Origin of the sequence: Rhodoferax saidenbachensis (assembly GCF_031457975.1) — a bacterium.
GTDB lineage: Bacteria > Pseudomonadota > Gammaproteobacteria > Burkholderiales > Burkholderiaceae_C > Allorhodoferax > Allorhodoferax saidenbachensis_A.
This window is the reverse complement of sequence record NZ_JAVDXO010000009.1, coordinates 124,651-147,621: the sequence shown is the minus strand read 5'-3', so window position 1 is coordinate 147,621 and position 22,971 is coordinate 124,651. Positions and strand designations below refer to the sequence as shown.

The window sequence follows — 22,971 nt, the reverse complement described above, 5'->3', positions numbered from 1 at the left end:
CCCCATGCGCTACCCCCTCCCCTACGCCTTCGCCCGCACCCAGCAGTTGCTGCTGGAGGACGCCGACAGCACGCTGACCTTGTGGGTGCATGCGGCCACGCCGCCATCGGCCGTGGGGGAGACGCTGCGCAAGTACGCGGTGCACAGCGTGCAGACGCAAGATGCGGCCACGCTGACGCAGCGCATCAGTGTGGCCTATGCGCAGGGCGAATCGAGCGCGGCCACGGTGATGAGCGAGGTGCAGGGCGAGGCGGACTTTGCCCGCATGATGCAGGAGCTGCCCGCGGTGGAAGACCTGCTGGAGACGGCCGACGACGCGCCCATCATTCGCATGCTCAATGCGCTGCTGACGCAGGCCGCGCGCGATGGCGCCAGCGACATCCACATCGAGCCCTATGAGCGCCATAGCAGCGTGCGCTTTCGCGTGGACGGCACGTTGCGCGAGGTGGTGCAGGCGCACCGCGCGCTGCATGCAGCGCTCATCTCGCGTCTGAAGATCATGGCGGACCTGGATATTTCGGAGAAGCGCCTGCCGCAGGACGGGCGCATCAGCCTGCGCATCGGCACGCGCGCGGTGGACGTGCGGGTGAGCACCCTGCCCAGTGCGCATGGCGAACGGGCGGTGCTGCGCCTCTTGGACAAGAGCCAGGACCAACGCAGCCTGGAGTCGGTGGGCATGCAAGGCTCGGTGCTGCAGCGCTTTGAGGGCCTGATTGCTCAGCCCCACGGCATTATTCTGGTGACCGGTCCCACAGGCTCGGGCAAGACCACCACGCTGTATGCCTCGTTATCGAAGCTGGACGCGGCACGGCAAAACATCATGACGGTGGAAGACCCCATCGAGTACGAACTGCCCGGCGTGGGCCAGACGCAGGTCAACACCAAAATCGACCTCACCTTTGCCAAGGCGCTGCGCGCGATCCTGCGCCAGGACCCGGATGTGATCATGATCGGCGAAATCCGCGACTTTGAAACCGCGCAAATCGCCATCCAGGCCTCGCTGACCGGCCACCTGGTGCTGGCCACGCTGCACACCAACGATGCGGCCAGTGCGGTGACACGGCTCATCGATATGGGCGTGGAGCCGTTTCTGCTGAGCTCGTCGCTACGCGGCGTGCTGGCCCAGCGCCTGGTGCGAAAACTGTGCACGCGCTGCGGCGGCCCAGGCTGCGAGGCTTGTGCCCACACCGGCTACACCGGGCGCACCGGTGTGTTCGAGTTGCTGCGCATGACTGACGCGATTGCCGAACTGGTACACCACAACGCATCCGAGGCCGAGATCCGCACGGCCGGCCTGGCTGATGGCATGGTGGCGCTGCGCGACGACGGCGAACGCCTGGTGCGCAGTGGTCTGACCAGCCGCGAAGAACTGGTCCGGGTGGTGCGGGACTAGCAGCGAGTGCAGGCCTTCAACACGGCATCCGCGCGGGCGCGGCTTTGCGCTGTCAAGTATTCCAAAAACACGCGTGTGCGCTCTGGCATGAACTTGCGACTGGGAAAAGCCGCGTAAAGCGCCAGGTGCCCAGCGATCCAGGGCGACAACACGCGCACCAAGGTACCGTCAGTTAACAAAGGCGCCACCAGGGTGACTGCTGCGGAGGTAATACCCGCCCCGTCCACTGCAGCGCGAACCAGTGTGTCGCTGTGGTTCACCCACAGCTTGGGTTTGACTGCAAAGTGGGCGGCTTCGTCACCGGCGTCGGCGTTCAAGAGCCGCCATTGGTCGAAACTGGTGTGGGGTGCTTTCAGGCGCAGCACGTCGTGCCGGATCAGTTCGTCAGGCGTAGCGGGCGTACCCATACGTTGGAGGTAGGCCGGAGAGGCCACCAAAATAGCCTGGGTTGTGGAGACCCTGCGTGCAATCACATTGCCGTCGTAGGTGCCATCGGTCGGCAGCATGGTGATGTCGTAGTCCTCCACGGGCGGGGTGGTGTAGGACTCCACATCCATGTGCAAGGAAATCCCGGGATAGCGCGCCGTGAAGCCGGCGATGATGGGCCCGATCACGTGAGACGCCAGCGCGGGCGGCGAGAGCAGGCGCAGCTCGCCCGCGAGCTCATGGGTCTGCGAGCTGGCCACATCGTGGGCTTCGTCAATGTCCTGCAGGATGGAGCGCACCCGGCCCAGGTAGGTTTCCCCCGCCGGACTCAGGGACACGCGGCGCGTCGTACGGTGCAGCAGGCGTGTGCCCAGGTAGTCCTCCAAGTCGGCAATCTGCCGCGTCACACCGGCCGAGGACATGTCCAAGGCGCGCGCCGCTGCCGCAAAACCACCTTCGTCAATCACCTTCTGGAATACCCGCATTGACGTCAATCGATCCATGGTGTTCTTTCTTCTCAAATCAAGGCCCGGATTATTTCAAAGTACGTAATGCACCACTGCTTGACGAGGTATTTTTTAAATGCACAACCTTCTCTAAAGTTCACCCCATCGATGAGACGAACCTGAAACGCCCCCTCGATACCGGTTTCAGGACGCTGTGTCCTGCGAACGGAATCAATCACTAGAGAAGGATTTGAATCATGAAATACGCAACCGCATCCATCGCCCTGGCCGTCGCCGCATTGGTTACTGGCCACGCCCAAGCCGCCGACACTGGCAAGACCCGCGAACAAGTGCGCGCTGAACTGGCAGAAGCCCAGCGCACCGGTGATATTGCTGCCAGCAAGGACGTGGGATTTGACGAATTCACCCCCAGCACGGGCCGCAAGCTCAATGAGTTGAACCCCGCCGCATACCCCGCAAAACCCGCAGTGGCTGGCAAGACCCGCGAGCAAGTGCGCGCCGAGCTGGCCGAAGCCCAGCGCACCGGTGACATCTTCGCCAGCAAGGATGTTGGCGTCGACGAATTCGCGTCCGGTGCCGGCCGCAAGCTCAATGAGTTGAACCCTGCTGCGTACCCCGCAAAACCCGCAGTGGCTGGTAAGACCCGCGAACAAGTGCGCGCCGAACTGGCCGAAGCCCAGCGCACCGGTGACATCTTCGCCAGCAAGGATGTTGGCGTCGACGAATTCGCGTCCGGTGCCGGCCGCAAGCTCAACGAAGTGTTCCCCAACCTCTACCCCGTAACACGCACCAACTAAGCGTTACGCGCGTGCAAAGGCCCTCGGAGTGGAAGCGCTCCGAGGGCCTTTTTTTGGCGTTGCCTGAAACGATCAGTCCACGGTCGCATCCACCTTGTCCAATGCGGACGAGGTCGGCAGGATGGGTTCGCTGTAGAGCAGCGAATCGCGGTGGTGCAGGAAGTTGCCCGGGATATTGATAGGCTCGAACGACGCCTGTTTGGCATTGGCCCAACCGGGTGCGCCCCTTCGCAACGCGACGGGCTATCACCAATCAAAAAAGAGCGCTGTTTGGCCAAAAAAAACAGTCTCCTCAGGGCGTGTACGCTGCCAGACGTGGCCGTTCACTGGCACTGAACTGCGCCTCTTGCAGCGCGTCCAGCGCGGTCTGCCGCTCCGTCTCGCTGGCATTGGCCAGCGACTGCAATACGCGGTTGCGCTCAGCCAAGTACGCGGCAATGCGGCTCTTCCAGGCCTGCTCCTCTCGGTCCACTTCGGCCAGCCGCGTGGCGGCGGCCGGGTCCAGCGCCTTGGCGCGCAGGCGGAATACATCGTCCTCGCTGCCGCCCTGGGCGCGCAGGGCCTGGGCCATCTCGTCCAGGCGGATCACGGCGCGCGGCGCCTCGCGGTCTTCACGCAAAGCCTTGGGCATGGCGGCGTCCAGCACGGCCAGGTGCTCACGCTTTTGCGCCGCACTGAGCTGCGGGTTGTTGGCAATGTCCAGCCGCGCCAGCGCATCCCTATCGGCCGCGTCTTCCAAGCCAAACATGGCCTGCTCTTCCTCGGCATTGAAGAAACGGGTGCGCAGGGTCTGCATGGCGTCAAAGCGCAGGCGCAGGGCCTTGGCCCCCGGCGGTTGCTTGGCAAACTGCTTCTCCAGTGTGACCAACTCACCTTTGAAATTGAGGTATCGCCCCAACAGGCGCTTGGCAGCTTCGGCGCGTGTGGCGTCCAGGGTCTTGTCCAGCTCGGTGCGAATCTGCTGGGCAATGGTGTCCACCGATTGCTCACCCACCGTGCTCAGGTAGTAGTCAAACAGGCGCTTGAGTCCGCCGTAGTCCAGCCCGCCGGTGGCCGTGGCACCGGGCAATGCGTTCAGCGCACTGGGGAGCGACAGCCCGTCAGGCACCGTGCCTTGCAAGGAACGGGCGCCTGCCGATGTCGCGACGGACGACAGGGCAGCGGACGCTTGCGTAGCGTCCGCTGGGCGGCTGGCCCACCACAGGGCCAGCGCCACCACCAGCAGGCCGAGCAGGCCCGCGCCCACCCGGCTCTTGGTCGACTGCAGCAAGGCTTACAGCCCCGCGTTCTTCAGGCGGTTGGCCTGCTGGCGGAACAGCGTGACCGGGCTGGTCTCAAACAGATTGGTCAGGCCCACGGTCTGGTTCACTTCGTCCAGGTGATTGATCGCATAGTCATCGCGAATCACTTTGCCCAGGCGCGAGGAGCAGCTGCTCACCAGGCCATCGTTCTTGGCACCGGCAAACGCGAGCGAGGTCAGCGCCAACCCGGGGTCAATGATGTCCAGCACGTTGGTATAGGGCTTGGCACCGCTCCACGAGTAATAGGCCACGCCATTCACGCTGTAGGCGCCTTCGCCACAGGCCGTGATGGGCACGCCTTGGGGGTGGGCCGCGTTGAACTTGGCCGTGCCTGCGGTGCTGAGCGATTGCGCAGCAGCCAGCGAGTTTTGCGTGAGGCCACCACCGCCCGACAGGAAGTTGATGATGGTGCCCAGGCCATTGGTGATGGACACCAGCACGGTATTGCTGAGGCTGCCCGCAGGCGCCACACCCAGCAGTACATCGGCCACGGCCGAGCCCTTGTTCACCCCCCCAATCGAGGTGACCGAGGCCACCAGATCGGGCCGCACGGACGCCACATAGCGTGCGGTAGGCCCGCCGTGGCTGTGGCCCATGAGGTTCACCTTGGCAGCCCCAGTGGCAGCCAGTATCTGCTTCACTTGGGTGAGCAGTTGCTCGCCGCGCACCTCGGTGCTGTTGGCGGCGGCCACCTGCACCACATAGACCTTGGCGCCGTCTGCGCGCAGGGCCGATGGGATGCCATAGAAATATTCCACGGGGCCGATGTTGTCAAAGCCAAACAAGCCGTGCACCAGCACGATGGGGTACTGGGTCTGGGTGTAGCCGGCCGCGGATGCGGTGGCGGGAAGCAGGCAGAGGGCCAGCGCGCACGCGGCCAGCCAGGTCATCACGATTCTCTTCACAAATGTCTCCTCGGGCCCTCTGAGGGGCGATGGGGTTGAAGGGGGATACGTCGATACAACCAGTGCGACCTCTGGGGTGGGGGCGCTGTCGCGGGGGAGCTGTGGCCCAACGCTTGTGTCGGTGGATGGAGCTCTTAAATAGCACGATCGTGCTTTTATCGAAGGATAAGGGCCGGGGCATTTCTTGTCATGGTGGAAAACCCGCGCACCACGCTGCCGCTACCATTGCGCCATGCCCGCCTACTCATACGCTGCCCTGGACGCCGACGGTAAAACCCGCACCGGCGTGCTGGAGGCCGACGCGCCGCGCGCCGCGCGCAGCCAGCTGCGGGCGCAGAACCTGGTGCCGCTCAGCGTGCAAGTGCTGGGCAGTGAGGCACAGGCCAGCACGGCAGGTGTGCGCAGCGGGCGCCGCGCCTTCACCACCACCCAGCGCGCCGTGTGGACGCGCCAGCTGGCAGGCCTGGTGTCTGCCGGCCTGCCGCTGGAGCGCGCCCTGACCTCGCTGGCCGATGAGGCCGAAACCCCCGCCCAGCGCGATGTGGTGGCCACGCTGCGCTCCGAGGTGAACGGCGGCTCCACCCTGGGTGCGGCGCTGGCCCAGCACCCGCGTGAGTTCTCCAATATCTATGTGGCGGTGATTGGTGCGGGCGAGCACAGCGGCCAGTTGGGCCTGGTGCTGGAGCGCTTGGCCGATGAACTGGAAGAGCAGCACAACTTGCAATCCAAACTGCTGGGTGCGGCGCTGTACCCCGGTGTGGTGAGTGTAGTGGCGCTGGCCATCGTGATGTTTTTGCTGGCCTACGTGGTGCCGCAGGTGGCCAATGTGTTTGCAGGCTCCAAACAGGCGCTGCCGCTGCTCACGCGCGCCATGCTGGGCATTAGCGCTGCGGTGCGCACTTACGGTTGGGTGGCGTTGATTGCTATTGTTTTAGTAGCTGGCGGCGCACGTTTGGCGTGGGCTGACGCCGCTTTTCGCTTGAAAGTAGACGCAACCTGGCTGCGCTTGCCGATTCTGGGCCGGCTGGCGCGCAGCTACAACGCGGCCCGCTTTGCCAGCACGCTGGCCATGCTGGCCGCGGCTGGTGTGCCCATCCTCAAGGCCTTGCAGGCCGCGGCAGACACGCTGTCCAACCGCGCCATGCGCGAGGACGCGCTGCAGGCGCTGGTGCTGGTGCGCGAAGGCGCGCCGCTGGCCAGCGCGCTGGCGCATGAAAAACGCTTTCCGCCGCTGCTGGCCATGTTTGCCCGTCTGGGCGAGCAGACCGGCCGCCTGCCCCATATGCTGGACCGCGCAGCCCTGCAGCTGCGCACCGAGGTGCAGCGCCGCGCACTGCAACTGGCCACGCTGCTGGAGCCGCTGCTCATCGTGGCCATGGGTGTGGTGGTCATGCTGATCGTGCTGGCGGTGCTGATGCCCATCATCCAATTGAATCAATTAGTGAAATAGAAAAGGGGGCATGACAATGACGTTGAAAAACGCACTTCGCACACCGCTGACGATAGCCGTGCTCGGTCTGGCCCTGAGCGGCTGCACCCGCATAGAAACCGGCGAAGTGGGCCTGCGGATCAACTTTGACAAGACCACCGACCCCACCGAGCGCCTGCCTGGTTCATTCAACCAGACACTGATTGGTGAAATCATCACCTTCAAGATCCAGGACGTGGCCGTCGCCGTTGACAACATGACACCCCTGGCCTCGGACAACTCCACCATCAAAGACTTTGACATGACGGTGGTCTACAACGTCAACCCGTCGGCAGTGTCTGAGCTGTGGACCACCAAAAACAAGACCTTCCACGGCCTATCGGAAAAGGGTGGCGACATCTTGTTGATGCAAAACTACGTGGCACTGAGCGCCCGTAACGCGGCCTACAAGGTGGCGCGCGCCTATGAATCGCTAAAGATGGCCGACAACCGGCCGCTCATTGAGCAGCAGATTCGCGAGAACATTATCAAGACCCTGACCGAAGAAAAGCTCAGCGACAAGATCACGGTCTCCCAGGTGCAGGTGCGGGCCATCACCCCGGCCGACGTGATCGTCAACAGCGCCAATGAACTGGTGCGTGCGCAGAACGAACTGAAGACCAAAGAGGTGGAAGTGCAAACCGCCAAGAAAGAGGCCGAGCGCATTGCAGCGCTCAACGCCAATGCCGGCGCCATTGGCTATATGAACGCCATGGCCAACCTGAAAATCGCCGAAGGAGTCGCAGCGGGCAAAGTACAAACCATTGTGGTTCCCTATGACTTCAAAGGCATCGTCAACGCTAAATAGAGCAATACCCCATGGCACTCACCCTCGACGGCAAGCTGGTCGTCGCCATCTCCAGCCGCGCGCTGTTTGACTTTGAAGAAGAGAACCAGATCTTCGAGCAGGGCGACGACCGCGCCTACATGCAGTTGCAGCGCGACCGACTCGACATTCCGGCCAAGCCCGGTGTGGCGTTCTCGCTGGTGCAAAAGCTGCTGGCCTTCAACGAGACGCCGTCGCAGCGCGTGGAGGTGGTCATCCTCTCGCGCAACGACCCGGTCAGCGGCCTGCGCGTCATGCGCAGCGCGGCACACTATGCGCTGCCCATCATCCGCTGCTCGTTCACGCGCGGCGAGGCGCCCTGGCGCTACCTCAAGCCGCTGCACGCCAACCTGTTTTTGAGCACCCACCTGAGCGACGTGCGCGCGGCCTTGGCCGCCGGCGTGCCCGCGGCACAGGTGTACCCGCATAGCGCGCACGCCAGTGACGCCCACCCCTCCGAGGTCCGCATTGCATTCGACGGTGACGCCGTGTTGTTCAGCGATGAGGCCGAGCAGGTCTACCAAAGCGGCGGCCTCTCGGCCTTTCAGAAACACGAGACGGACAAGGTCTCGCAGCCCCTGCCGGACGGCCCGTTCAAACCCTTGCTCGTGGCCCTGCACCGCATGCAGCAGGCGGCCATTCCGCACATGCGCATCCGCACTTCGCTGGTCACGGCACGCAGCGCCCCGGCGCACGAGCGCGCCATCCGCACGCTGATGGACTGGAACATCGAGGTGGACGAAGCCATGTTCCTGGGCGGACTGGACAAGGGCGAGTTCCTGCGCGAGTTCGAACCCGACTTCTTCTTTGACGACCAAACCGGCCACATCGAATCGGCCGCGCGCCATGTGCCTGCGGGCCATGTGGCCAGCGGTGTAAGCAACACACCGCGCGGCTGACGCCTCAAGCCGTAAAGCTTTGTAAAGCCGGCCCCAGCGCGGGCTAACCCGTAGGCCCGACGCTGGCTCTTGGCGTTGTGCAGGGCATGCACGTTCCATCCCCGCCCCTGCCCCGCCGCAGCGCACTGCGCACCCTCACCACCGTGGCCTTGCTGGGCAGCAGCGGGCTGGTGCGCCAAGCTTGGGCCCAGGGCAACACCGCCCCACTGAGCACCACCGCGCAAACTTGGCGCGTGCTGTCCCGCGTGGGCTACGGCCCCACTGCGGCACTGGTACAAGCCGTGCAAAGCGCCCCCAGCCCGCGCGACTGGGCGCTGGCCCAGGTGGACGCCGCGTACGTCGCCAGCCAGCAGCCACCGCGTATTGCGCCTGAATGGGCTGGCATCAACGCCCCGCTGCCCGAGATCTTTGCCAAGTTCCGCCAGGAGCGGGAAGAGCGCGGCAAGGGCAAGGAGAAAAAACCCAAAGACCGCGACGACAAGCCCAACCGCCAGGAGCTGCTGGCCGACGACCCCGAGTACTACAGCCGCTCCATGGCGCTGCAGTCTGCGGCCTGGCACCTGAGCAGCTGCAGCGAGCCCGACGCCGAGAACCCCTTGCTCGCCCGGATGACAGAGTTCTGGTTCAACCACTTCAACGTCTACAGCGGCAAGGGCGCGGTACGGCCCTTTGTGGGCCACTACCTCATCAACGTGGCGCGCGGCCACGCGCTGGGCAAGTTTGAAGACCTGCTGCTGGCCAGCGCGCGCCACCCCGCCATGCTGGCCTACCTGGACCAAGCGCAAAGCGTGGCCGAGAACGGGCGTGGCCCCATGGGCAAGTCGCGCGGCCTGAACGAAAACTACGCCCGCGAACTCATGGAGCTGCACACCCTGGGCGTGCACGGCGGCTACACCCAGACCGATGTGCGCGAGATGGCGCGCATTCTCACGGGCTGGACCGTGGGGCCACAAGACAGCTCGGGCTTTCGCTTTGTGCCGCGCCTGCATGACACCGGCAGCAAGACGGTGATGGGCCAGCACTATTCAGGCATCTCGTTTGGTGGTGGCGAGCAGGAAGGCGTGGACGCCATCCGCCTGCTGGTGCGCCACCCCAGCACGGCACAGCGCGTGTGCTTGCGCCTGGCGCAGTTTTTCATTGCCGACCAGCCTAGCGCTGCAGCCGTGAAAAAGCTCGCGGACACTTTCACCTCCACCGGCGGCGACCTGCGCGCGGTGATGCGCACACTGCTGCAACTGCCCGATTTCTGGCAGGCCGAGAACACACTGTTCAAAACGCCTATGGATTACGCCTGCTCGGTGCTCACCGCCACCCAGGGCGCGCGCGAAAATCGCAACCTATTTTTGGCCGCAGGCTTTCTGGCCAACGCGGGCCAGCCCCTGCACGGCTGGCAAACGCCGGACGGCTATGCGTTTGACGCCGCCACCTGGCTGGTGCCCGAGGCACTGACGCGCCGGGCCGACTTTGCGCTCAGCATCACACGGCCTGCAGACACCAGCTTCCTCTCCCCCTTCCTCAGCGCCACCACGCTGGCCAGCATTGCGCAGGAGCGCCCGGCACTACGCACCGGCCTGATGCTGGCCAGCCCCGACTTCATGCGCAAGTGAGCACCCCATGACCCACCACACTTTGAACCGCCGCGCTCTGATCGCCACCACCTTGGGCAGCGTGGCCGCCTGGGCCGCGCCCCAAGCCTGGGCCCAGACCACCCGCACCAATGCGGGCGACGATGCCCGGCTGGTCGTTGTGTTTTTGCGCGGCGCCTACGATGGCCTCTCGGCCCTGGTGCCGCACGGCGACGCCAACTACTACCGCCTGCGTCCCACCATTGCCATTGCGGCGCCGGACGGCAGCGCTCAGACCACGCTGGCACTGGACAGCACCTTTGGCCTGCACCCCGCACTGGCACCGCTGCAGCCGCTGTGGCAACAGGGCGTGCTGGCCGCCATTCCCTGCGCGGGCTCACCCGACGCCACGCGCTCGCACTTTGAAGCGCAGCACCACTGGGAAATCGGCATCCCCGGCAAGAACAGTGCCTCGCCCGGCTGGTTGAATACGCTGGCCGGCCAGCGCAATGTAGAGGCCCTGGGTGTGGGCGAGGCCAACCCGCTGATCCTGGCCGGCAGCGCCCAAGTGCAACTGGTGCCCAAGGGCCAGGCGGCCACCAAACAAGGCGCACTGGGCGATGCGCGCACGCGGGACGCAGTGATGAAGCTCTACGCCGGCGATGACGCGCTGTCCAAGACCTTCCGCGCCGGGGCCGAGAGCCGCATGGAAACGGCCAAAGCCCTGAGCGACGACGAGATGCAGGCGCAGGACATGGCCAGCGGCGCGATGGCCAACCGCAAGGAGATGGCCGCGGCCGACAACGGCGCTGGCAGCGCCAAAGGGCTGCTACTGGATGCACAGCACCTGAACACGCTGATGCGGCAAAACCGCGCGCTGCGCCTGGGTTTTCTGTCGGCGGGCGGCTGGGACACGCATGCCAACCAGGGTAACGCCAGCGGCGCGTTGGCCAACAACCTGGGCAGCTTGGCCGCCACGCTGGTGCAGCTGCGCCGCGAGTTCTCACGCCCCAACGATGTGGTGGTCGTGGTCAGCGAGTTCGGCCGCACCAGCGCCGAAAACGGCACACGCGGCACCGACCATGGCCATGGCAATGCCCTGTGGCTCATGGGCAACCGCGTGCAGGGCGGACGCTGGCATGGCCGCTGGGACGGCCTGGCGCAGGGCAGCCTGCACGAGGGGCGCGACCTTCCGGTGCACCACGACTTTCGCGCGGTGTTGGCGCAGGTGTTGCGCAGCACGCAAGGGCTGAACGCCCAGGGCCTGGATGCACTGTTTCCGGGCTTTGCATGGGACGCCAAGCTCGATGGCCTGATGCACGCCTGAGCCCGCGGGTAGCTTTACGTATGCATTTGGTAAACCTGTGTAAAAGCGGCTGACAGCCGCACCTGCGCTGGCTATGCTGAACGCATGCGCAACGTGATGTCTTCACCGCCCCCCTCTTCCGCCGCCGACGAAAGCCGCCGCGCGGAGATGGCACGTCACCACGCCCAGCTGTCCGCCAACGCCGAGGCATGGCGCCAACTGGCGCTCAAGGGCTATGGCCACACTGCTGCCAAGGTACGCGCCACCCAGCCCGCAGCGCTGCAGCGCGACCGCGACGACGACGAGCTGTCCGACAGCGCCTACCAAGACCTCTGAACGATTCCCGGTGGCAACACCGACTACCATGCGCCCTGTACAACCCAGGGCGAAGTCGGCCTTGCGCCGCATTTTTTTAACCAAGGAAAGTTCTGATGGCATTGATGACTGCTGCAGGCGCCAAGCTGGCGTCGATCCGAAAAATGGTTCTGCGTGTATGGGCGCTCTCCACCCCCTACTTCTCATCCGAAGAAAAATGGAAAGCTCGCAGCATGCTGCTGGCCATCGTGGCGCTGAACCTGGGCATGGTGTATCTCAATGTCCTGTTCAACGATTGGAACAAGTATTTCTACGACGCCTTGCAGCAAAAAAACAGTGCCGAATTCTGGCACCAGTTGGGCCGCTTCAGCTACCTCGCATTTGCCTTCATCATCGTAGCGGTGTACCAGTTCTACCTGACGCAAATGCTGCAAGTTCGCTGGCGCGCCTGGATGACGGGCCAGTACATGCGGCGCTGGTTGGAGGGGCAGGCGTTTTACCGCATGGAGTTGGCCCGCTTCACCGCAGAGGCGGCCGACCCCGCAAAAACGCCGGACAACCCCGATCAGCGGATTCAGGAAGACATTGACCAGTTCACCTCCCAAACCTTGGGCCTGTCCATGGGCCTGCTGAGTTCGGCGGTCACGCTGGTGAGTTTCGTTGGAATTTTGTGGAGCTTGTCAGGCGCATTCGGTTTCACGCTGGGTGGCACGGAATACAGCATCCCGGGCTTTATGGTGTGGATGGCCGTTCTGTACTGTGTGGCCGGCAGCGTGCTCACGCACTACATTGGCCGACGCCAGATCCCGCTCAACTTCAAGCAGCAAAAACTTGAGGCGGACTTCCGCCACAGCCTGATCCGGGTGCGGGAGTACAGCGAGGCGATTGCATTGGAGCGGGGCGAGTCCTCGGTGCGCGCGCAGCTGAGTCAGCGCTTTGCGGACCTGCTGGGTAATTTTCTGACACTGGTCAAGGCGCAGAAAAATCTGGTCTGGTTTACCAGCTTCTTTCGCCAGGCGGCGGTGGTGTTCCCCCTGATCGTTGCGGCCCCCCGCTACTTTAGTGGCGCTATTGAACTGGGCACCCTGTTTCAAATTTCGGGGGCATTTGGCGAGGTGCAAGGCGCCCTGAGCTGGTTTGTGGAGAGCTACCGTGGTTTGGCTCAGTGGCGTGCCACCACCGACCGCCTGACCAGTTTTGAAGCATCATTCAGTGCCATAGCCCCCGTAGATACTGCGCCAATAGCTCCTGAATTAATAGCAAACCCCAACGACCTTTCCGTCCACAACCTGGATCTTTCGCTGCCCAATGGCATCCAGCTGCTGGCCCGCACCGACCTGCAGGCCCGGAGTGGCGACCGCATTCTGCTCAAAGGCCCCTCGGGCAGCGGCAAATCCACATTGTTTCGCACCCTCGCCGGTATCTGGCCGTTTGCCCACGGTACCGTACAGGCCCCGGCAGACGCCATGTTCATTCCGCAACGCCCCTATTTTCCCAACGGCCCACTGCGCGAGGCATTGGCCTACCCGCAATCGCCTGGCGCCTACACGGATGCACAGCTGAAGCAGGCCCTGACGGATGCGCTCTTGCCCCAGTTGGCAGACGCGCTGGACCGGGTGGATGCCTGGAGCCAGAAGCTCTCTGGCGGGGAGCAGCAGCGCCTGGCAATTGCCCGCGTACTGCTCAAGCAACCCCAGTGGGTCTTTGCTGACGAAGCCACCAGCGCGCTAGACGCAGAAGCTGAAGCCACGCTGTACCAGCGCCTCAGTGATCTGGTGGCCCGGCGTGGCGGCGGCTTGGTGTCCATCGCCCACCGGCCGGCGGTGGCAGCGTTCCACACCCGGCAGTGGACGCTGACCCCCGGTCAGGGCACAGGAGCCTTGTTCACCTTGTCGGAAAACCGCGCATAGCCCTTGGCCCGCAACTCGCAGGCGGGGCAACTGCCACAGCCGTAGCCCCAAGCTTGGCGGTGCGTGCGGTCGCCCAGGTAGCAGGTGTGGGTGTGCTCGACGATCAGGTCCACCAGCGTTTCGCCGCCACCTGGCACGCCGGACTGCTCGCCCAGCGTGTAGGCCAATTCCCAGGTCTGCGCCTTGTCGATCCACATCAGCGGGGTCTCGATCAGGAAACGCTTGTCCATGCCCAACGACAGGGCCAACTGCAAGGCCTTCATGGTGTCGTCACGGCAGTCGGGGTAGCCGGAGAAGTCGGTCTCACACACGCCGGTCACGATCACCTGCAGCCCGCGCCGGTAGGCCAAGGCAGCGGCCAGCGTCATAAACAGGAGGTTGCGCCCCGGCACAAAGGTGTTGGGCAGGCCGCTGGCTTCCATCTGGAAGGCGGTGTCCCGCGTGAGTGAGGTTTCGCTAACTTCGCCCAATACAGCCAGGTCCAGCAAATGGTCTTCACCCAACTTGGCGGCCCACTGTGGGAAGTGTGCTCGCAGCTCGCGCAGCACATTGAGCCGGGCGTCCAGCTCCACGCTGTGGCGCTGGCGGTAGTCAAAGGCAATGGTTTCAACGCGCTCGTAGCGCGCCAGGGCATGGGCCAAGCAGGTGGTGGAGTCCTGCCCGCCAGAGAAGAGTACGAGAGCGGTAGTGTGCATGGCCCGAATATTAGCCCTCTCAGAGGGTAGCGACCCGCGCAGCGGTGGAGCCGCCTCTCTTCAGATGTTTTCGGTCTTTTTGATCTTGCTGGGCGTGTAGACCAAGGCCTGTTTGGCCAAGTCTCCCGGCACTTCGGTGGGCACCACGTTGGTTGGCGGTGTCAACTGGTCTTTCACCTGTTCGATCTGGATGGCGCTGGCGCTGGCGGTCCAGACTGTCTTGAGATGGTCCATCAGCACCTGCGAGATGGGCTTGGGCGGAGGGTCCTCCACTTTTTGCGGCACCGGCCGATGGATAGTCCAGTCCTTCTGGGTCACTACTGCTTCCACCGTGTGACCAATAGGGTCGGGCACGCTGCTGTAGGGACCACCGACTTCCTGCGGTTTCAAGGCGGGATTGACCATGTCGATCACGCCTGGGCTGCGCTCGACGGACGGGCTGGGGCTGACAGAGGGATTCACCGGCGCAACTGGGATAACCCTATTTGCCCCAGACGAAGCCGCATCTACGCCGGAGGGGCGCACATGCGGGTTTCGATCAATGGATGGCAATTGCATTTTGGTAGGCCTTTCGGCCCCTCCGGTTACTTTTAGGAGTTGACGTACGTTTCTTAACGGCAGATTTAGGGGGTTATTTAGGCCTATTTTTAAAATTTTTGAGAAATTTTGGGCCATCACCTACCTACCCCCTCAAATCGCACCAAAACGGTGCAACTCCTGAGCCCGGCGTCAATAGCGAACCAGTGCCCGGTACGTCACAACAGTGCTACCTTCTGCAGGCACGTTGATCTTCCACACCGCGGTATTCGCAGCGCCTTTGGTGTAAGTGTGGCTGGTGTTCAAAATTTGCCAGTCGCCGGGCACGGGCTCCTGTACCGTCACCGTCACGGCCTCCTTCTTGGCGTTCTTCAGCACCAACTCGTAGGCGCTTTCAAATACGTAGTTGTATTTGCTGGTGCCGCTGAGTTTTTTGAAATCGGTCTGCTTTTTGTCAGCCGTTACATCGAAGGCGTCACCCAGCTTCAGACGCACCTTCTCATTCTTGGGCGTGTGGTCCACGCGGTCCTCGCCAATGAACTGCGCATTGCCTGTGCCATCTTTTTTGTAGACACGCACGACGCCTTTGGGCAAGGGCATGCCCAGGTGCGCGGCTTCCTTGTTGTCAAACTCCACGAACACCCCCACCTTGATCTTCTGGCCCAGCTCGCCCGAGGCGCCCTGGTAGTAATAGTCGTTGCCCTGCAGCAGCAGCTCTTTGCGGGCCGGCACGCCAGTGGCCGACAGCAGCGCGACTTGTTTGGTCTGGTTCTCGGCAATGGTGGTGGGGCGGCCCAGGGTGTAGAGGTGGTATTCAAACAGCGACTCTTCGGCCATGCGCGAGTCCTTGGCCATGGCCGCAGCAGGTGCCGCCATAGTCTTCACCCGTGCGTTGAGCATTTCCGGCACCACCTGGTTCACATCGCCCGCGACCAGCTGCAGTTTGGCATTGCGGTAGGTGGCACCGCTGGTGTTGGTGAGCGTGACCCAGCCGGAAATGTCGAGCTTGTCATCGGTCGCATTGAGCTCCACCACGTAGTCGGCCTTCCACGCCAGTCCGCCAGTCAGGTAGCTGAGCTCCACGTCTTGCTGGGTCGCGCCCGTGTTGTCCAGCGCCATCACCAGCGTCGGGCGGTCGCGCAAATTGGCGGGCACATCGCCAAATACCAGCCGCCCCGGAATGCCGGTTTCAATACGCTCGCCGATCTTCAACACCACACCGTTGTTGGCCGACAGCACCGTGGCCACTTCGCTGGTCTCCACCCCGGTGGCGGGGTTGGTGCGCACCACGTTGACGGTTTGGCCCACATACTTCTCCAGCATCTTCTGGGGCGTGAGCAAATCAAAGTCAAAGTTTTGCTCCAGTACGCTGAAGCTGCCGGGGGCGCTCACGCTGCGCAGCTGTGCCGTCTCCGGGCGCATGCGCGCGCTGACATCACGAAACGCCAGCGCCGTTGCGCCAGGTTTGAGCGACACACGCCGCTGGTCTTTCACCAGGGCCAGGTTCTCGTTGTAGATGGTGACGGCGACTTCTTGCTGGTCGGCCAGCGTGCTGCGTTGTTCGGTGGTTTGGGCCAGGCTGGCCTGGGTCAACAGGCCTAAGGCGGCAAGGGCAAAAGGAGCGGAGACAGTGCGCATGAAGGGCTTTCTGCAAAACGGTGAAGGGGCGGCAAGCCATATGGCTGCGGGGCACAGGCAGCATAGCGCCTGTGCCCCGCAGCCATCCAACGCCAAGCACCATCCACTCGCTGACTGTGTTGCAGAGTGTTACCTCGTGCAGCCCTCTGGGTGAGGGCGCACGCCTAGCTCAGCAACTTGATCAAGCCTTCGGGATGCAGTGCCCAACCCGCCAGGCCTGCGGCCCCCATCACAAACCCAAACCCCGAAGGCAACAACGCCAGCAGGTAGAGCCAGGGCAACTGCGTGAGCGAAGCCACGGCCAGCAAGGAGATAGCAATCGCGATGGAGGCATCGGACAGGTCAAACTGATCGTCGCGGTAATTCAACGCGTCATAGCTGGCCTGGTCCTTCTCGGCTTGGCGCTTGAGCTCGTCCTTCTTGCTGTTCTGCTCTTTGGCCAGGGTTTCATACATCTGGATCTGCTCGGCATAGGCCGCTTGCTGCTTAGGGGTGGCTGCCAATGCTTGCAACCGGAGCTGTACCAGGGTGGACTTGGCCACTTCCTCACGGATGTTGCGGGCCTGGTAGAACTGCCAATGGTCCAGCTTGTCGGCTTGGGCCTGCTGCATGGCCTGGACGATGTTGTCGTCCTTGACCTTGCAAATGCCCATGAAGGTGGCGAGCAACGCCACCGTGATGGCCACCGCCGGATTCAGCCAAGCCGCACGCGGCTTGCGGGCGCCCGACTGGGCCGTTTCAACCATCTCCAGGGGATCAATATCCATATCGTTTCTTCGTGGTCACACACTGTTTTGGGCTCGGCCGCTCAAGCACCTGGCGCAAATACATGCGCATGGCCCTGCACCGAGATGCAGACGGTGGCGCCTACTGCGGGTGCGTGTAGGCCGGGGCTACGCACCAGCAGCGGCGCAGTGCCCGCATGGGCCAGCAGACGCACAGTGAGCTCGGACACTGGGCCACAGAAGTCAGCTTCCAGCACCACGCCCAGGCAGGCATTGGCCTGCGCACCCAAACCTTCATTGGCCAGCTCGGTCAGCTGCAGTTGCTCGGGGCGCAACATGATCTGCCCCGCCCCACTGCGCTGCGCATCATGAATAGCAATGCGGCCCAGCGCGCACTCGGCCCAGCCTGCAGACAGCTGCGCAGGCAAGACCACGGCCTCGCCCAGAAAATTGGCAGTTGCCGGGTCTGTGGGGCGCAAGTACAGATCTAGCGGGCGTCCCACCTGGGCCAGACGACCCTCGCGCATCACGGCCACCTGGTCTGCAAATGACAGTGCCTCGGCCTGGTCATGGGTGACCAAAATGGTGGTGATGCCAGCGGACTGCAGCAGTTGGGCCACGGCCTTGCGTGTAACGGCACGCAGACCGGTATCGAGTGCAGAGAACGGTTCGTCCAGCAGCATCAACCGCGGCCGCAAGGCCAACGCGCGTGCCAACGCCACACGCTGCTGCTGGCCGCCCGACAGCTCGTGCGGACGACGCTGCAGCATGGCCTTGTCCAGCGCCACCATCTCCATCAACTCGTCAACGCGCTGCGCGCGCTGGGGTGTATGCCGCGGCAAGCCAAAGCCCACGTTATCGGCCACGCTCAGGTGCGGAAACAAGGCCCCATCTTGCGGAACGTAGCCAATGCCGCGCAAGTGCGCCGGCACGATGGCAGGGCCATCGGCCAGCAACTGGTCCCCTAACACCACCCGCCCGGCATCGGGCGCTTCAAAGCCCGCAATGATGCGCAGCAGGCTGGTCTTGCCCGACCCCGAAGGGCCGACAATGGCGGTGCGACTGCCTTCGCGCACCTGCAGGTCAATGCCGGCCAGTGCGGTCACGGCGCCATAGGTTTTATGCACTGCGTGCAGGTCAAGGGTTGTCATCGTCCGGCAATGCGTCTGGATTGAAGGTAAAGCAGCCAGGTCAGGGGCAGCGACAGCAGCACCATGATCAGCGCATAGGGCGCGGCACCCGCGTAGTCGATCTCGCTGCTATGGGACCAGAAAGCAGTAGCCAGCGTCTGCGTGCCATTGGGTGACAGCAGCAGCGTAGCGGTCAATTCGTTGGTAATGGCCAAAAACACCATGGCCACACCCGACGCCGCGCCGGGCGCCGCCAGCCGCATGGTGATCTGCCACAGGGCCTGCGTGGGCGAGCGGCCCAGGCTGCGCGCGGCCTGCTCCAGCTCCACCGGCGACTGCGCAATGCCTGCGCGCAGGCTGACCAGCGCACGTGGCAAAAACATCAGCATATACGCCAACAAAACGGTGACCACGGTTTGGTAAATAGGCAGTGCCACACGCACCGTGATGGTCACCAGCGCCAGCGCCACCACAATGCCTGGCAAAGAACCGGCCAGGTAATTGCCGCCTTCCAGCAGGCGCTGGATGCGCCCCGGCGCGCGTATGGAGAGCCAAGCCATCGGCACCGAAACCACGGTGGTCAACAGCGCGCCGGCCAGGGCCAGCAACAGGGTTTGCCACAGTGCAGGACCGAGCTCGGACAGATTCCACACGCCGGCACCACCGGCCACCAACCAACGCGCCAGCGTGACCAAGGGCACGCCCAGAGACAACACGGCGGTCACCACGGGTAGCAACAGGCACAGCGTGGACAGGCGCCCCAGGCGGCTGCGCTGTGGCTGCCGCGCCGAGCCAGAACCGACACGGGCATAGCGCTCGTGCCCGCGGGTTCCCGACTCGAAGCCCAGCAATACAAAGCAACACACGACGAGGACACCCGCCAGCATATTGGCGGCGGGGCCGTTGTAGGTGGACTGAAACTGGTCCACGATGGCCGTGGTGAAGGTGTCAAAACGGATCGTCACGTACAGGCCGTATTCGGCCAGCAGATGCAAGCCCACCAGCAAGGCACCGCCCCAAATCGCCAAGCGCAACTGCGGCAACACCACACGGAAAAAGACCTCCCACGGGCCTTCCCCCAGCGAGGCCGCTGCGTCTTCCATCGCGGGGTCCAGCCTGCGCAGCGCAGCCGCTACCGGCAAATACAGAAACGGGAAATACGCGACCACCGACACCAGCACACCACCACCCAGGCCATGCAAGCCAGGTACCAAGCTGATCCAGGCATAGCTGTGCACAAAGGCCGGCACGGCCAAAGGGGCCGCTGCAAGCCAAGCCCAAATGCGTGCACCTGGCAGATCACTGCGCTCGGTCAACCAGGCCAGCGCCACAGCCAACACGACACAGATGGGCACGGTGACCAGCACCAGCAAGCCCGTGTTGACCAGCAGCTCACCGACGCGGGGGCGAAACACCAGCGCTGACACCGTGGTCCAGCCTGACTGAATACCCACCCACGCCACAAAGCCCAGTGGAAGCAGAGCAGCCAGCGTGACCAGCACCGCGGCAACAGCCACCCAAGACCAACGCCCCGGCCGCGCAATGCGCAGCAAGGGCGTGGAGACGCGGATCGAAGAGGCGGTCAAGACAGGGTCAGAGCAGACCAGCCTGGGTCATCAGGTCGGAGACCTTTTTGCTGTTGAGCTTGGAAGGCTCGACCTTGGGCGCTTGCAGTTCGGCCAGGGGCACCAGATTGCGGTTGGATTGAGCGCCCGCGCCCACCGCGTATTCAAACGAGCTACCGGTGCGCAAGATCTCTTGGCCACCCTTGCCGGTGATCCATTTCACAAAGGCCTGGGCTTCTGATTTGTGCTTGCTGGACGCCAACACGCCACCACCCGAAATGCTGACAAAGGCACCCGGATCTTCGTTACGGAAGTAATGGAGTCCGGTTTTCTCGCTGTTCTCACCGGTCTTGGCCATATCGCCAAAATGGTAGTAGTGGTAAATCAGCGCGCCATCCACTTGGCCAGCGTTCACGGCCTTCATGGCAATGCTATTGCCCTTGAAAGGCACGACATTCTCTTTCATGCCCTTGAGCCAGGCGACCGTGGCGGCCTCTCCTTTGAGTTCCAGCAGCGCGCTGACGATGGCCTGGAAGTCAGCACCCGCAGGTGCAGCGCCCCAACGGCCTTTCCACTCCGGGTTGGCCAAGTCGAGCATGGACTTGGGCAGCTGTGCGGGCGTGAACTTGGTTTTTTTGTAGACAAACACGGTGCTGCGGGCCGCAATGCCCACCCAGCGGCCATGGGCCGTGCGGTAGTTGGGCGCCACCTGCGCCAAGGTGGCGGGGTCCAACGGTGCAAACAAGCCGGCGCCATCGACCAGCGCCATGGCAGGTGAGTTTTCGGTCAGGAACACGTCGGCCGGAGAGTTGACACCTTCTTGCACCAGTTGGTTGCCCAACTCGGTATCACCGCCGTTGCGCACGGTGACCTTGATGCCGGTTTCGCGCGTAAATCCGTCCACCCAGGCCTGGGTCAGGCTGGCGTGTTGGGCGTTGTACACCACGATGCCTTCAGGTGCGCTTTGCGCAGAGGCACTGAAGGAAGCAACAAAGAAACTAGCAGCCAGCGCCGCAGCGCGAACCAACGGAAACGACAGTGTATTTTTCATGAGGCAAGCCCGTATCAAGAGAAAGTGGCATGGACGTTGTGGTTACAACGCAAATAACAATAATTCGCATTTGTATTGTAATCCGCCCAGCGCTCACTCCACCGTCACGCTCTTCGCCAAATTTCTGGGTTTGTCTACATCGGTACCGCGTGCGCAGGCCGTGTGGTATGCCAACAGCTGCAAAGGCACCACGTGCAAGAGTGGCGACAACTCACCGTAGTGCTCGGGCATGCGAATCACATGCAGGCCTTCGCCACTTTCAATGCGGGTGTCGGCATCGGCCAGCACGTAAAGCACGCCACCGCGCGCGCGCACTTCATGCAAATTGCTTTTCAATTTTTCCAGAAGCGAGTCGTTGGGCGCCACGGTCACCACGGGCATCTCGCTGGTGACCAACGCCAGCGGGCCGTGCTTGAGCTCGCCGGCCGGGTAGGCCTCGGCGTGGATGTAGCTGATTTCCTTGAGCTTCAGCGCACCTTCCATCGCGATGGGGTAGTGCAGGCCGCGCCCCAGAAACAATGCGTTTTCCTTCTTGGCAAAGTCTTCTGCCCAGGCAATCAGCTGAGGCTCCAGCGCCAGCACCGCCTGCAACGCAGCGGGCAAATGGCGCATGGCCTTCAGGTGGCGAGCTTCTTCCGCATCGCCGAGACGGCCCTTGGCTTGGGCCAGGCAGAGGGTTAGCAGGAACAGTCCGGCCAGTTGGGTCGTGAAGGCCTTGGTGGAGGCCACGCCAATTTCCACCCCCGCCCGGGTCACATAGGCCAGACTGCATTCGCGCACCATGGCACTGGTGGCCACATTGCAAATCGTCAATGTGTGCTTCATGCCCAGGGATTGCGCGTGGCGCAGCGCAGCCAGCGTGTCTGCCGTTTCACCACTTTGGGTGATGGTGACCACCAGCGTGTTGGGGTTGGGCACGGAGTCGCGGTAACGGTATTCACTGGCCACCTCCACATTGCAAGGCACCTTGGCAATGCTCTCGATCCAGTACTTGGCCGCGCAGCCGCTGTAGTAGCTGGTGCCGCAGGCCAAGATCAGCACACTATCGATCTGTTTAAACACGCGTGCGGCATTGCTGCCCGGGGCGTGGTTGGCTTGCGCGTCGAACAGCTCAGGGACGATGCCCTCCACGCCTTCCAGCGTGTCGGCAATCGCGCGCGGCTGCTCAAAGATTTCTTTCTGCATGTAGTGGCGGTATGGTCCCAGCTCGGCCGCGCCGCTGTGCGCCAGCACCGTCTTCACGGGGCGCTGGGCGGGCGCCACGGCCTTGTGCCCCTTGTCGACCAGCCAGTATTTGCCCAGCTGCACATCGACCACGTCACCTTCATCGAGGTAGACGATCTGGTCGGTCACACCGGCCAGGGCCATGGCGTCACTGGCCAGAAAGTGCTCTTGCCCGTCTTTGCCCACGCCCAGAATCAGCGGCGAACCTGCACGCGCACCGATCAGGCGGTGCGGTTCGTCTTTGCAAAACACCGCAATCGCATAGGCACCGTGCAGTTGGCGCACCGTGGCTTTCACGGCCTCAAACAAATCGCCGTTGTACAGGCTGTCGATCAGATGGGCGATGACCTCCGTGTCAGTCTGGCTGTGGAACACGTAGCCCTTGGCCTTGAGTGTGGCGCGCAATTCGTCGTGGTTTTCAATGATGCCGTTGTGCACCAGCGCAATGCGGCCGGGCTTGCTTTCCGCATCCACTCCAGGACCATGGCTAAAGTGGGGGTGGGCGTTGTGCACCAAGGGGGCACCGTGGGTGGCCCAACGCGTGTGGGCAATGCCCAGCGCGCCCTGAACCTGACCGGAGGCCACTTGCTCAATCAGCTCTGACACGCGGGACGTGCTGCGCGCGCGGCGCAAGCCCGGTTTGCCATCCTGGGCATAGACCGCGACACCGCAGGAGTCGTAGCCACGGTACTCCAGCCGCTCCAGGCCTTGCACCAGTACAGGAACAATGTTGCGGGTTGATACCGCGCCGACGATGCCACACATAGACAGTCTCCAATCAAGCAATGGACTGCATGTTAGGCACACCACAGAAAAATAGTTGATCTT

Annotated in this window: 21 protein-coding genes; 9 read left to right on the top strand and 12 right to left on the bottom strand. The window is 63.3% G+C overall.

Annotation, left to right across the window (positions count from 1 at the left end):
• Positions 1-4 precede the first annotated feature (4 nt).
• On the top strand, positions 5-1,393 hold the full coding sequence (locus J2X15_RS17365; protein WP_310345121.1) for a GspE/PulE family protein: 1,389 nt from the start codon (positions 5-7) through the stop codon (positions 1,391-1,393).
• Here the strand turns inward: J2X15_RS17365 and J2X15_RS17360 are convergent.
• Positions 1,390-2,322: a LysR family transcriptional regulator gene (locus tag J2X15_RS17360; RefSeq protein WP_310345120.1), complete on the bottom strand. Its 933-nt coding sequence runs from the start codon at positions 2,320-2,322 to the stop codon at positions 1,390-1,392. The two genes, J2X15_RS17365 and J2X15_RS17360, sit on opposite strands and share 4 nt — an antisense overlap.
• A 200-nt stretch (positions 2,323-2,522) precedes the next feature.
• Between J2X15_RS17360 and J2X15_RS17355 the strand changes: the two genes are divergently transcribed.
• A complete protein-coding gene (locus J2X15_RS17355) occupies positions 2,523-3,083 on the top strand; it encodes a DUF4148 domain-containing protein (RefSeq protein ID WP_310345119.1) in 561 nt (186 codons plus the stop codon).
• A 72-nt stretch (positions 3,084-3,155) separates the two neighbouring features.
• On the opposite strand, the gene J2X15_RS17350 is transcribed toward J2X15_RS17355, so the two are convergent.
• From J2X15_RS17350 to J2X15_RS17340, 3 genes are read right to left on the bottom strand one after another with little or no spacing between them, the layout of a single operon-like run.
• A complete protein-coding gene (locus tag J2X15_RS17350) occupies positions 3,156-3,317 on the bottom strand; it encodes a hypothetical protein (RefSeq protein ID WP_310345116.1) in 162 nt (53 codons plus the stop codon).
• A 58-nt stretch (positions 3,318-3,375) separates the two neighbouring features.
• Positions 3,376-4,353, bottom strand: a complete 978-nt coding sequence (locus J2X15_RS17345; RefSeq protein WP_310345114.1) for a lipase secretion chaperone — start codon at positions 4,351-4,353, stop codon at positions 3,376-3,378.
• Positions 4,354-4,356: 3 nt separating this feature from the next.
• The gene (locus J2X15_RS17340) at positions 4,357-5,274 is read right to left on the bottom strand and encodes a lipase family alpha/beta hydrolase (RefSeq protein ID WP_310345238.1); all 918 of its coding nucleotides are present in this window, start codon (positions 5,272-5,274) and stop codon (positions 4,357-4,359) included.
• 247 nt (positions 5,275-5,521) lie between these two features.
• Between J2X15_RS17340 and gspF the strand changes: the two genes are divergently transcribed.
• The 7 genes from gspF (at position 5,522) to J2X15_RS17305 (ending at position 13,578) form a co-directional block, all read left to right on the top strand.
• Positions 5,522-6,739: a type II secretion system inner membrane protein GspF gene (gspF, locus tag J2X15_RS17335; RefSeq protein WP_310345111.1), complete on the top strand. Its 1,218-nt coding sequence runs from the start codon at positions 5,522-5,524 to the stop codon at positions 6,737-6,739.
• Positions 6,740-6,749: 10 nt separating this feature from the next.
• Positions 6,750-7,565 (top strand): SPFH domain-containing protein, encoded by an 816-nt coding sequence (locus tag J2X15_RS17330; protein ID WP_310345108.1) that lies wholly within the window; start codon positions 6,750-6,752, stop codon positions 7,563-7,565.
• A gap of 11 nt (positions 7,566-7,576) precedes the next feature.
• Entirely contained in the window at positions 7,577-8,482 is a 906-nt protein-coding gene (locus J2X15_RS17325; protein WP_310345105.1) for a 5'-nucleotidase, read from the top strand.
• A gap of 86 nt (positions 8,483-8,568) precedes the next feature.
• Complete coding sequence (locus J2X15_RS17320; protein WP_310345103.1) at positions 8,569-10,089, top strand: DUF1800 domain-containing protein; 1,521 nt, start codon at positions 8,569-8,571, stop codon at positions 10,087-10,089.
• Between the two features lie 7 nt (positions 10,090-10,096).
• The gene (locus J2X15_RS17315) at positions 10,097-11,374 is read left to right on the top strand and encodes a DUF1501 domain-containing protein (RefSeq protein ID WP_310345101.1); all 1,278 of its coding nucleotides are present in this window, start codon (positions 10,097-10,099) and stop codon (positions 11,372-11,374) included.
• A gap of 96 nt (positions 11,375-11,470) precedes the next feature.
• Positions 11,471-11,689 (top strand): hypothetical protein, encoded by a 219-nt coding sequence (locus tag J2X15_RS17310; protein ID WP_310345099.1) that lies wholly within the window; start codon positions 11,471-11,473, stop codon positions 11,687-11,689.
• 95 nt (positions 11,690-11,784) lie between these two features.
• Positions 11,785-13,578 (top strand): ABC transporter ATP-binding protein/permease, encoded by a 1,794-nt coding sequence (locus tag J2X15_RS17305; RefSeq protein WP_310345097.1) that lies wholly within the window; start codon positions 11,785-11,787, stop codon positions 13,576-13,578.
• Here J2X15_RS17305 and queC read toward each other — a convergent pair.
• The 8 genes from queC to glmS all read right to left on the bottom strand — a co-directional run bounded on the left by queC (position 13,533) and on the right by glmS (position 22,908).
• Entirely contained in the window at positions 13,533-14,273 is a 741-nt protein-coding gene (gene queC, locus J2X15_RS17300; RefSeq protein WP_310345094.1) for a 7-cyano-7-deazaguanine synthase QueC, read from the bottom strand. The two genes, J2X15_RS17305 and queC, sit on opposite strands and share 46 nt — an antisense overlap.
• 60 nt (positions 14,274-14,333) lie before the next feature.
• Positions 14,334-14,735, bottom strand: a complete 402-nt coding sequence (locus J2X15_RS17295; RefSeq protein ID WP_310345091.1) for a hypothetical protein — start codon at positions 14,733-14,735, stop codon at positions 14,334-14,336.
• A gap of 267 nt (positions 14,736-15,002) precedes the next feature.
• Positions 15,003-16,448 carry a DUF4139 domain-containing protein gene (locus tag J2X15_RS17290; protein ID WP_310345088.1) on the bottom strand — a complete coding sequence of 482 codons (1,446 nt, stop codon included), beginning with the start codon at positions 16,446-16,448 and terminating at the stop codon, positions 15,003-15,005.
• Between the two features lie 164 nt (positions 16,449-16,612).
• Positions 16,613-17,215: a DUF4337 domain-containing protein gene (locus tag J2X15_RS17285; protein WP_310345085.1), complete on the bottom strand. Its 603-nt coding sequence runs from the start codon at positions 17,213-17,215 to the stop codon at positions 16,613-16,615.
• 41 nt (positions 17,216-17,256) lie between these two features.
• Positions 17,257-18,324, bottom strand: coding sequence for an ABC transporter ATP-binding protein (locus J2X15_RS17280; RefSeq protein WP_310345082.1), 1,068 nt, complete (start codon positions 18,322-18,324; stop codon positions 17,257-17,259).
• Positions 18,321-19,889 (bottom strand): ABC transporter permease, encoded by a 1,569-nt coding sequence (locus tag J2X15_RS17275; protein WP_310345079.1) that lies wholly within the window; start codon positions 19,887-19,889, stop codon positions 18,321-18,323. The genes J2X15_RS17280 and J2X15_RS17275 overlap by 4 nt, the downstream gene beginning before the upstream one ends.
• A gap of 7 nt (positions 19,890-19,896) precedes the next feature.
• Positions 19,897-20,919: an iron ABC transporter substrate-binding protein gene (locus J2X15_RS17270; RefSeq protein ID WP_310345077.1), complete on the bottom strand. Its 1,023-nt coding sequence runs from the start codon at positions 20,917-20,919 to the stop codon at positions 19,897-19,899.
• A gap of 93 nt (positions 20,920-21,012) precedes the next feature.
• Entirely contained in the window at positions 21,013-22,908 is a 1,896-nt protein-coding gene (gene glmS / locus J2X15_RS17265) for a glutamine--fructose-6-phosphate transaminase (isomerizing) (protein WP_310345075.1), read from the bottom strand.
• Positions 22,909-22,971: the final 63 nt, after the last annotated feature.

Bases quoted from the DNA above. Each gene is read 5' to 3' on its own strand.
- J2X15_RS17365 (WP_310345121.1), top strand. From the start codon at position 5: ATGCGCTACCCCCTCCCCTACGCCTTCGCCCGCACCCAGCAGTTGCTG.
- J2X15_RS17360 (WP_310345120.1), bottom strand. From the start codon at position 2,322: ATGGATCGATTGACGTCAATGCGGGTATTCCAGAAGGTGATTGACGAA.
- J2X15_RS17355 (WP_310345119.1), top strand. From the start codon at position 2,523: ATGAAATACGCAACCGCATCCATCGCCCTGGCCGTCGCCGCATTGGTT.
- J2X15_RS17340 (WP_310345238.1), bottom strand. From the start codon at position 5,274: ATGACCTGGCTGGCCGCGTGCGCGCTGGCCCTCTGCCTGCTTCCCGCC.
- gspF (WP_310345111.1), top strand. From the start codon at position 5,522: ATGCCCGCCTACTCATACGCTGCCCTGGACGCCGACGGTAAAACCCGC.
- J2X15_RS17330 (WP_310345108.1), top strand. From the start codon at position 6,750: ATGACAATGACGTTGAAAAACGCACTTCGCACACCGCTGACGATAGCC.
- J2X15_RS17325 (WP_310345105.1), top strand. From the start codon at position 7,577: ATGGCACTCACCCTCGACGGCAAGCTGGTCGTCGCCATCTCCAGCCGC.
- J2X15_RS17320 (WP_310345103.1), top strand. From the start codon at position 8,569: ATGCACGTTCCATCCCCGCCCCTGCCCCGCCGCAGCGCACTGCGCACC.
- J2X15_RS17315 (WP_310345101.1), top strand. From the start codon at position 10,097: ATGACCCACCACACTTTGAACCGCCGCGCTCTGATCGCCACCACCTTG.
- J2X15_RS17310 (WP_310345099.1), top strand. From the start codon at position 11,471: ATGTCTTCACCGCCCCCCTCTTCCGCCGCCGACGAAAGCCGCCGCGCG.
- J2X15_RS17305 (WP_310345097.1), top strand. From the start codon at position 11,785: ATGGCATTGATGACTGCTGCAGGCGCCAAGCTGGCGTCGATCCGAAAA.
- queC (WP_310345094.1), bottom strand. From the start codon at position 14,273: ATGCACACTACCGCTCTCGTACTCTTCTCTGGCGGGCAGGACTCCACC.
- J2X15_RS17290 (WP_310345088.1), bottom strand. From the start codon at position 16,448: ATGCGCACTGTCTCCGCTCCTTTTGCCCTTGCCGCCTTAGGCCTGTTG.
- J2X15_RS17285 (WP_310345085.1), bottom strand. From the start codon at position 17,215: ATGGATATTGATCCCCTGGAGATGGTTGAAACGGCCCAGTCGGGCGCC.
- J2X15_RS17280 (WP_310345082.1), bottom strand. From the start codon at position 18,324: ATGACAACCCTTGACCTGCACGCAGTGCATAAAACCTATGGCGCCGTG.
- J2X15_RS17270 (WP_310345077.1), bottom strand. From the start codon at position 20,919: ATGAAAAATACACTGTCGTTTCCGTTGGTTCGCGCTGCGGCGCTGGCT.
- glmS (WP_310345075.1), bottom strand. From the start codon at position 22,908: ATGTGTGGCATCGTCGGCGCGGTATCAACCCGCAACATTGTTCCTGTA.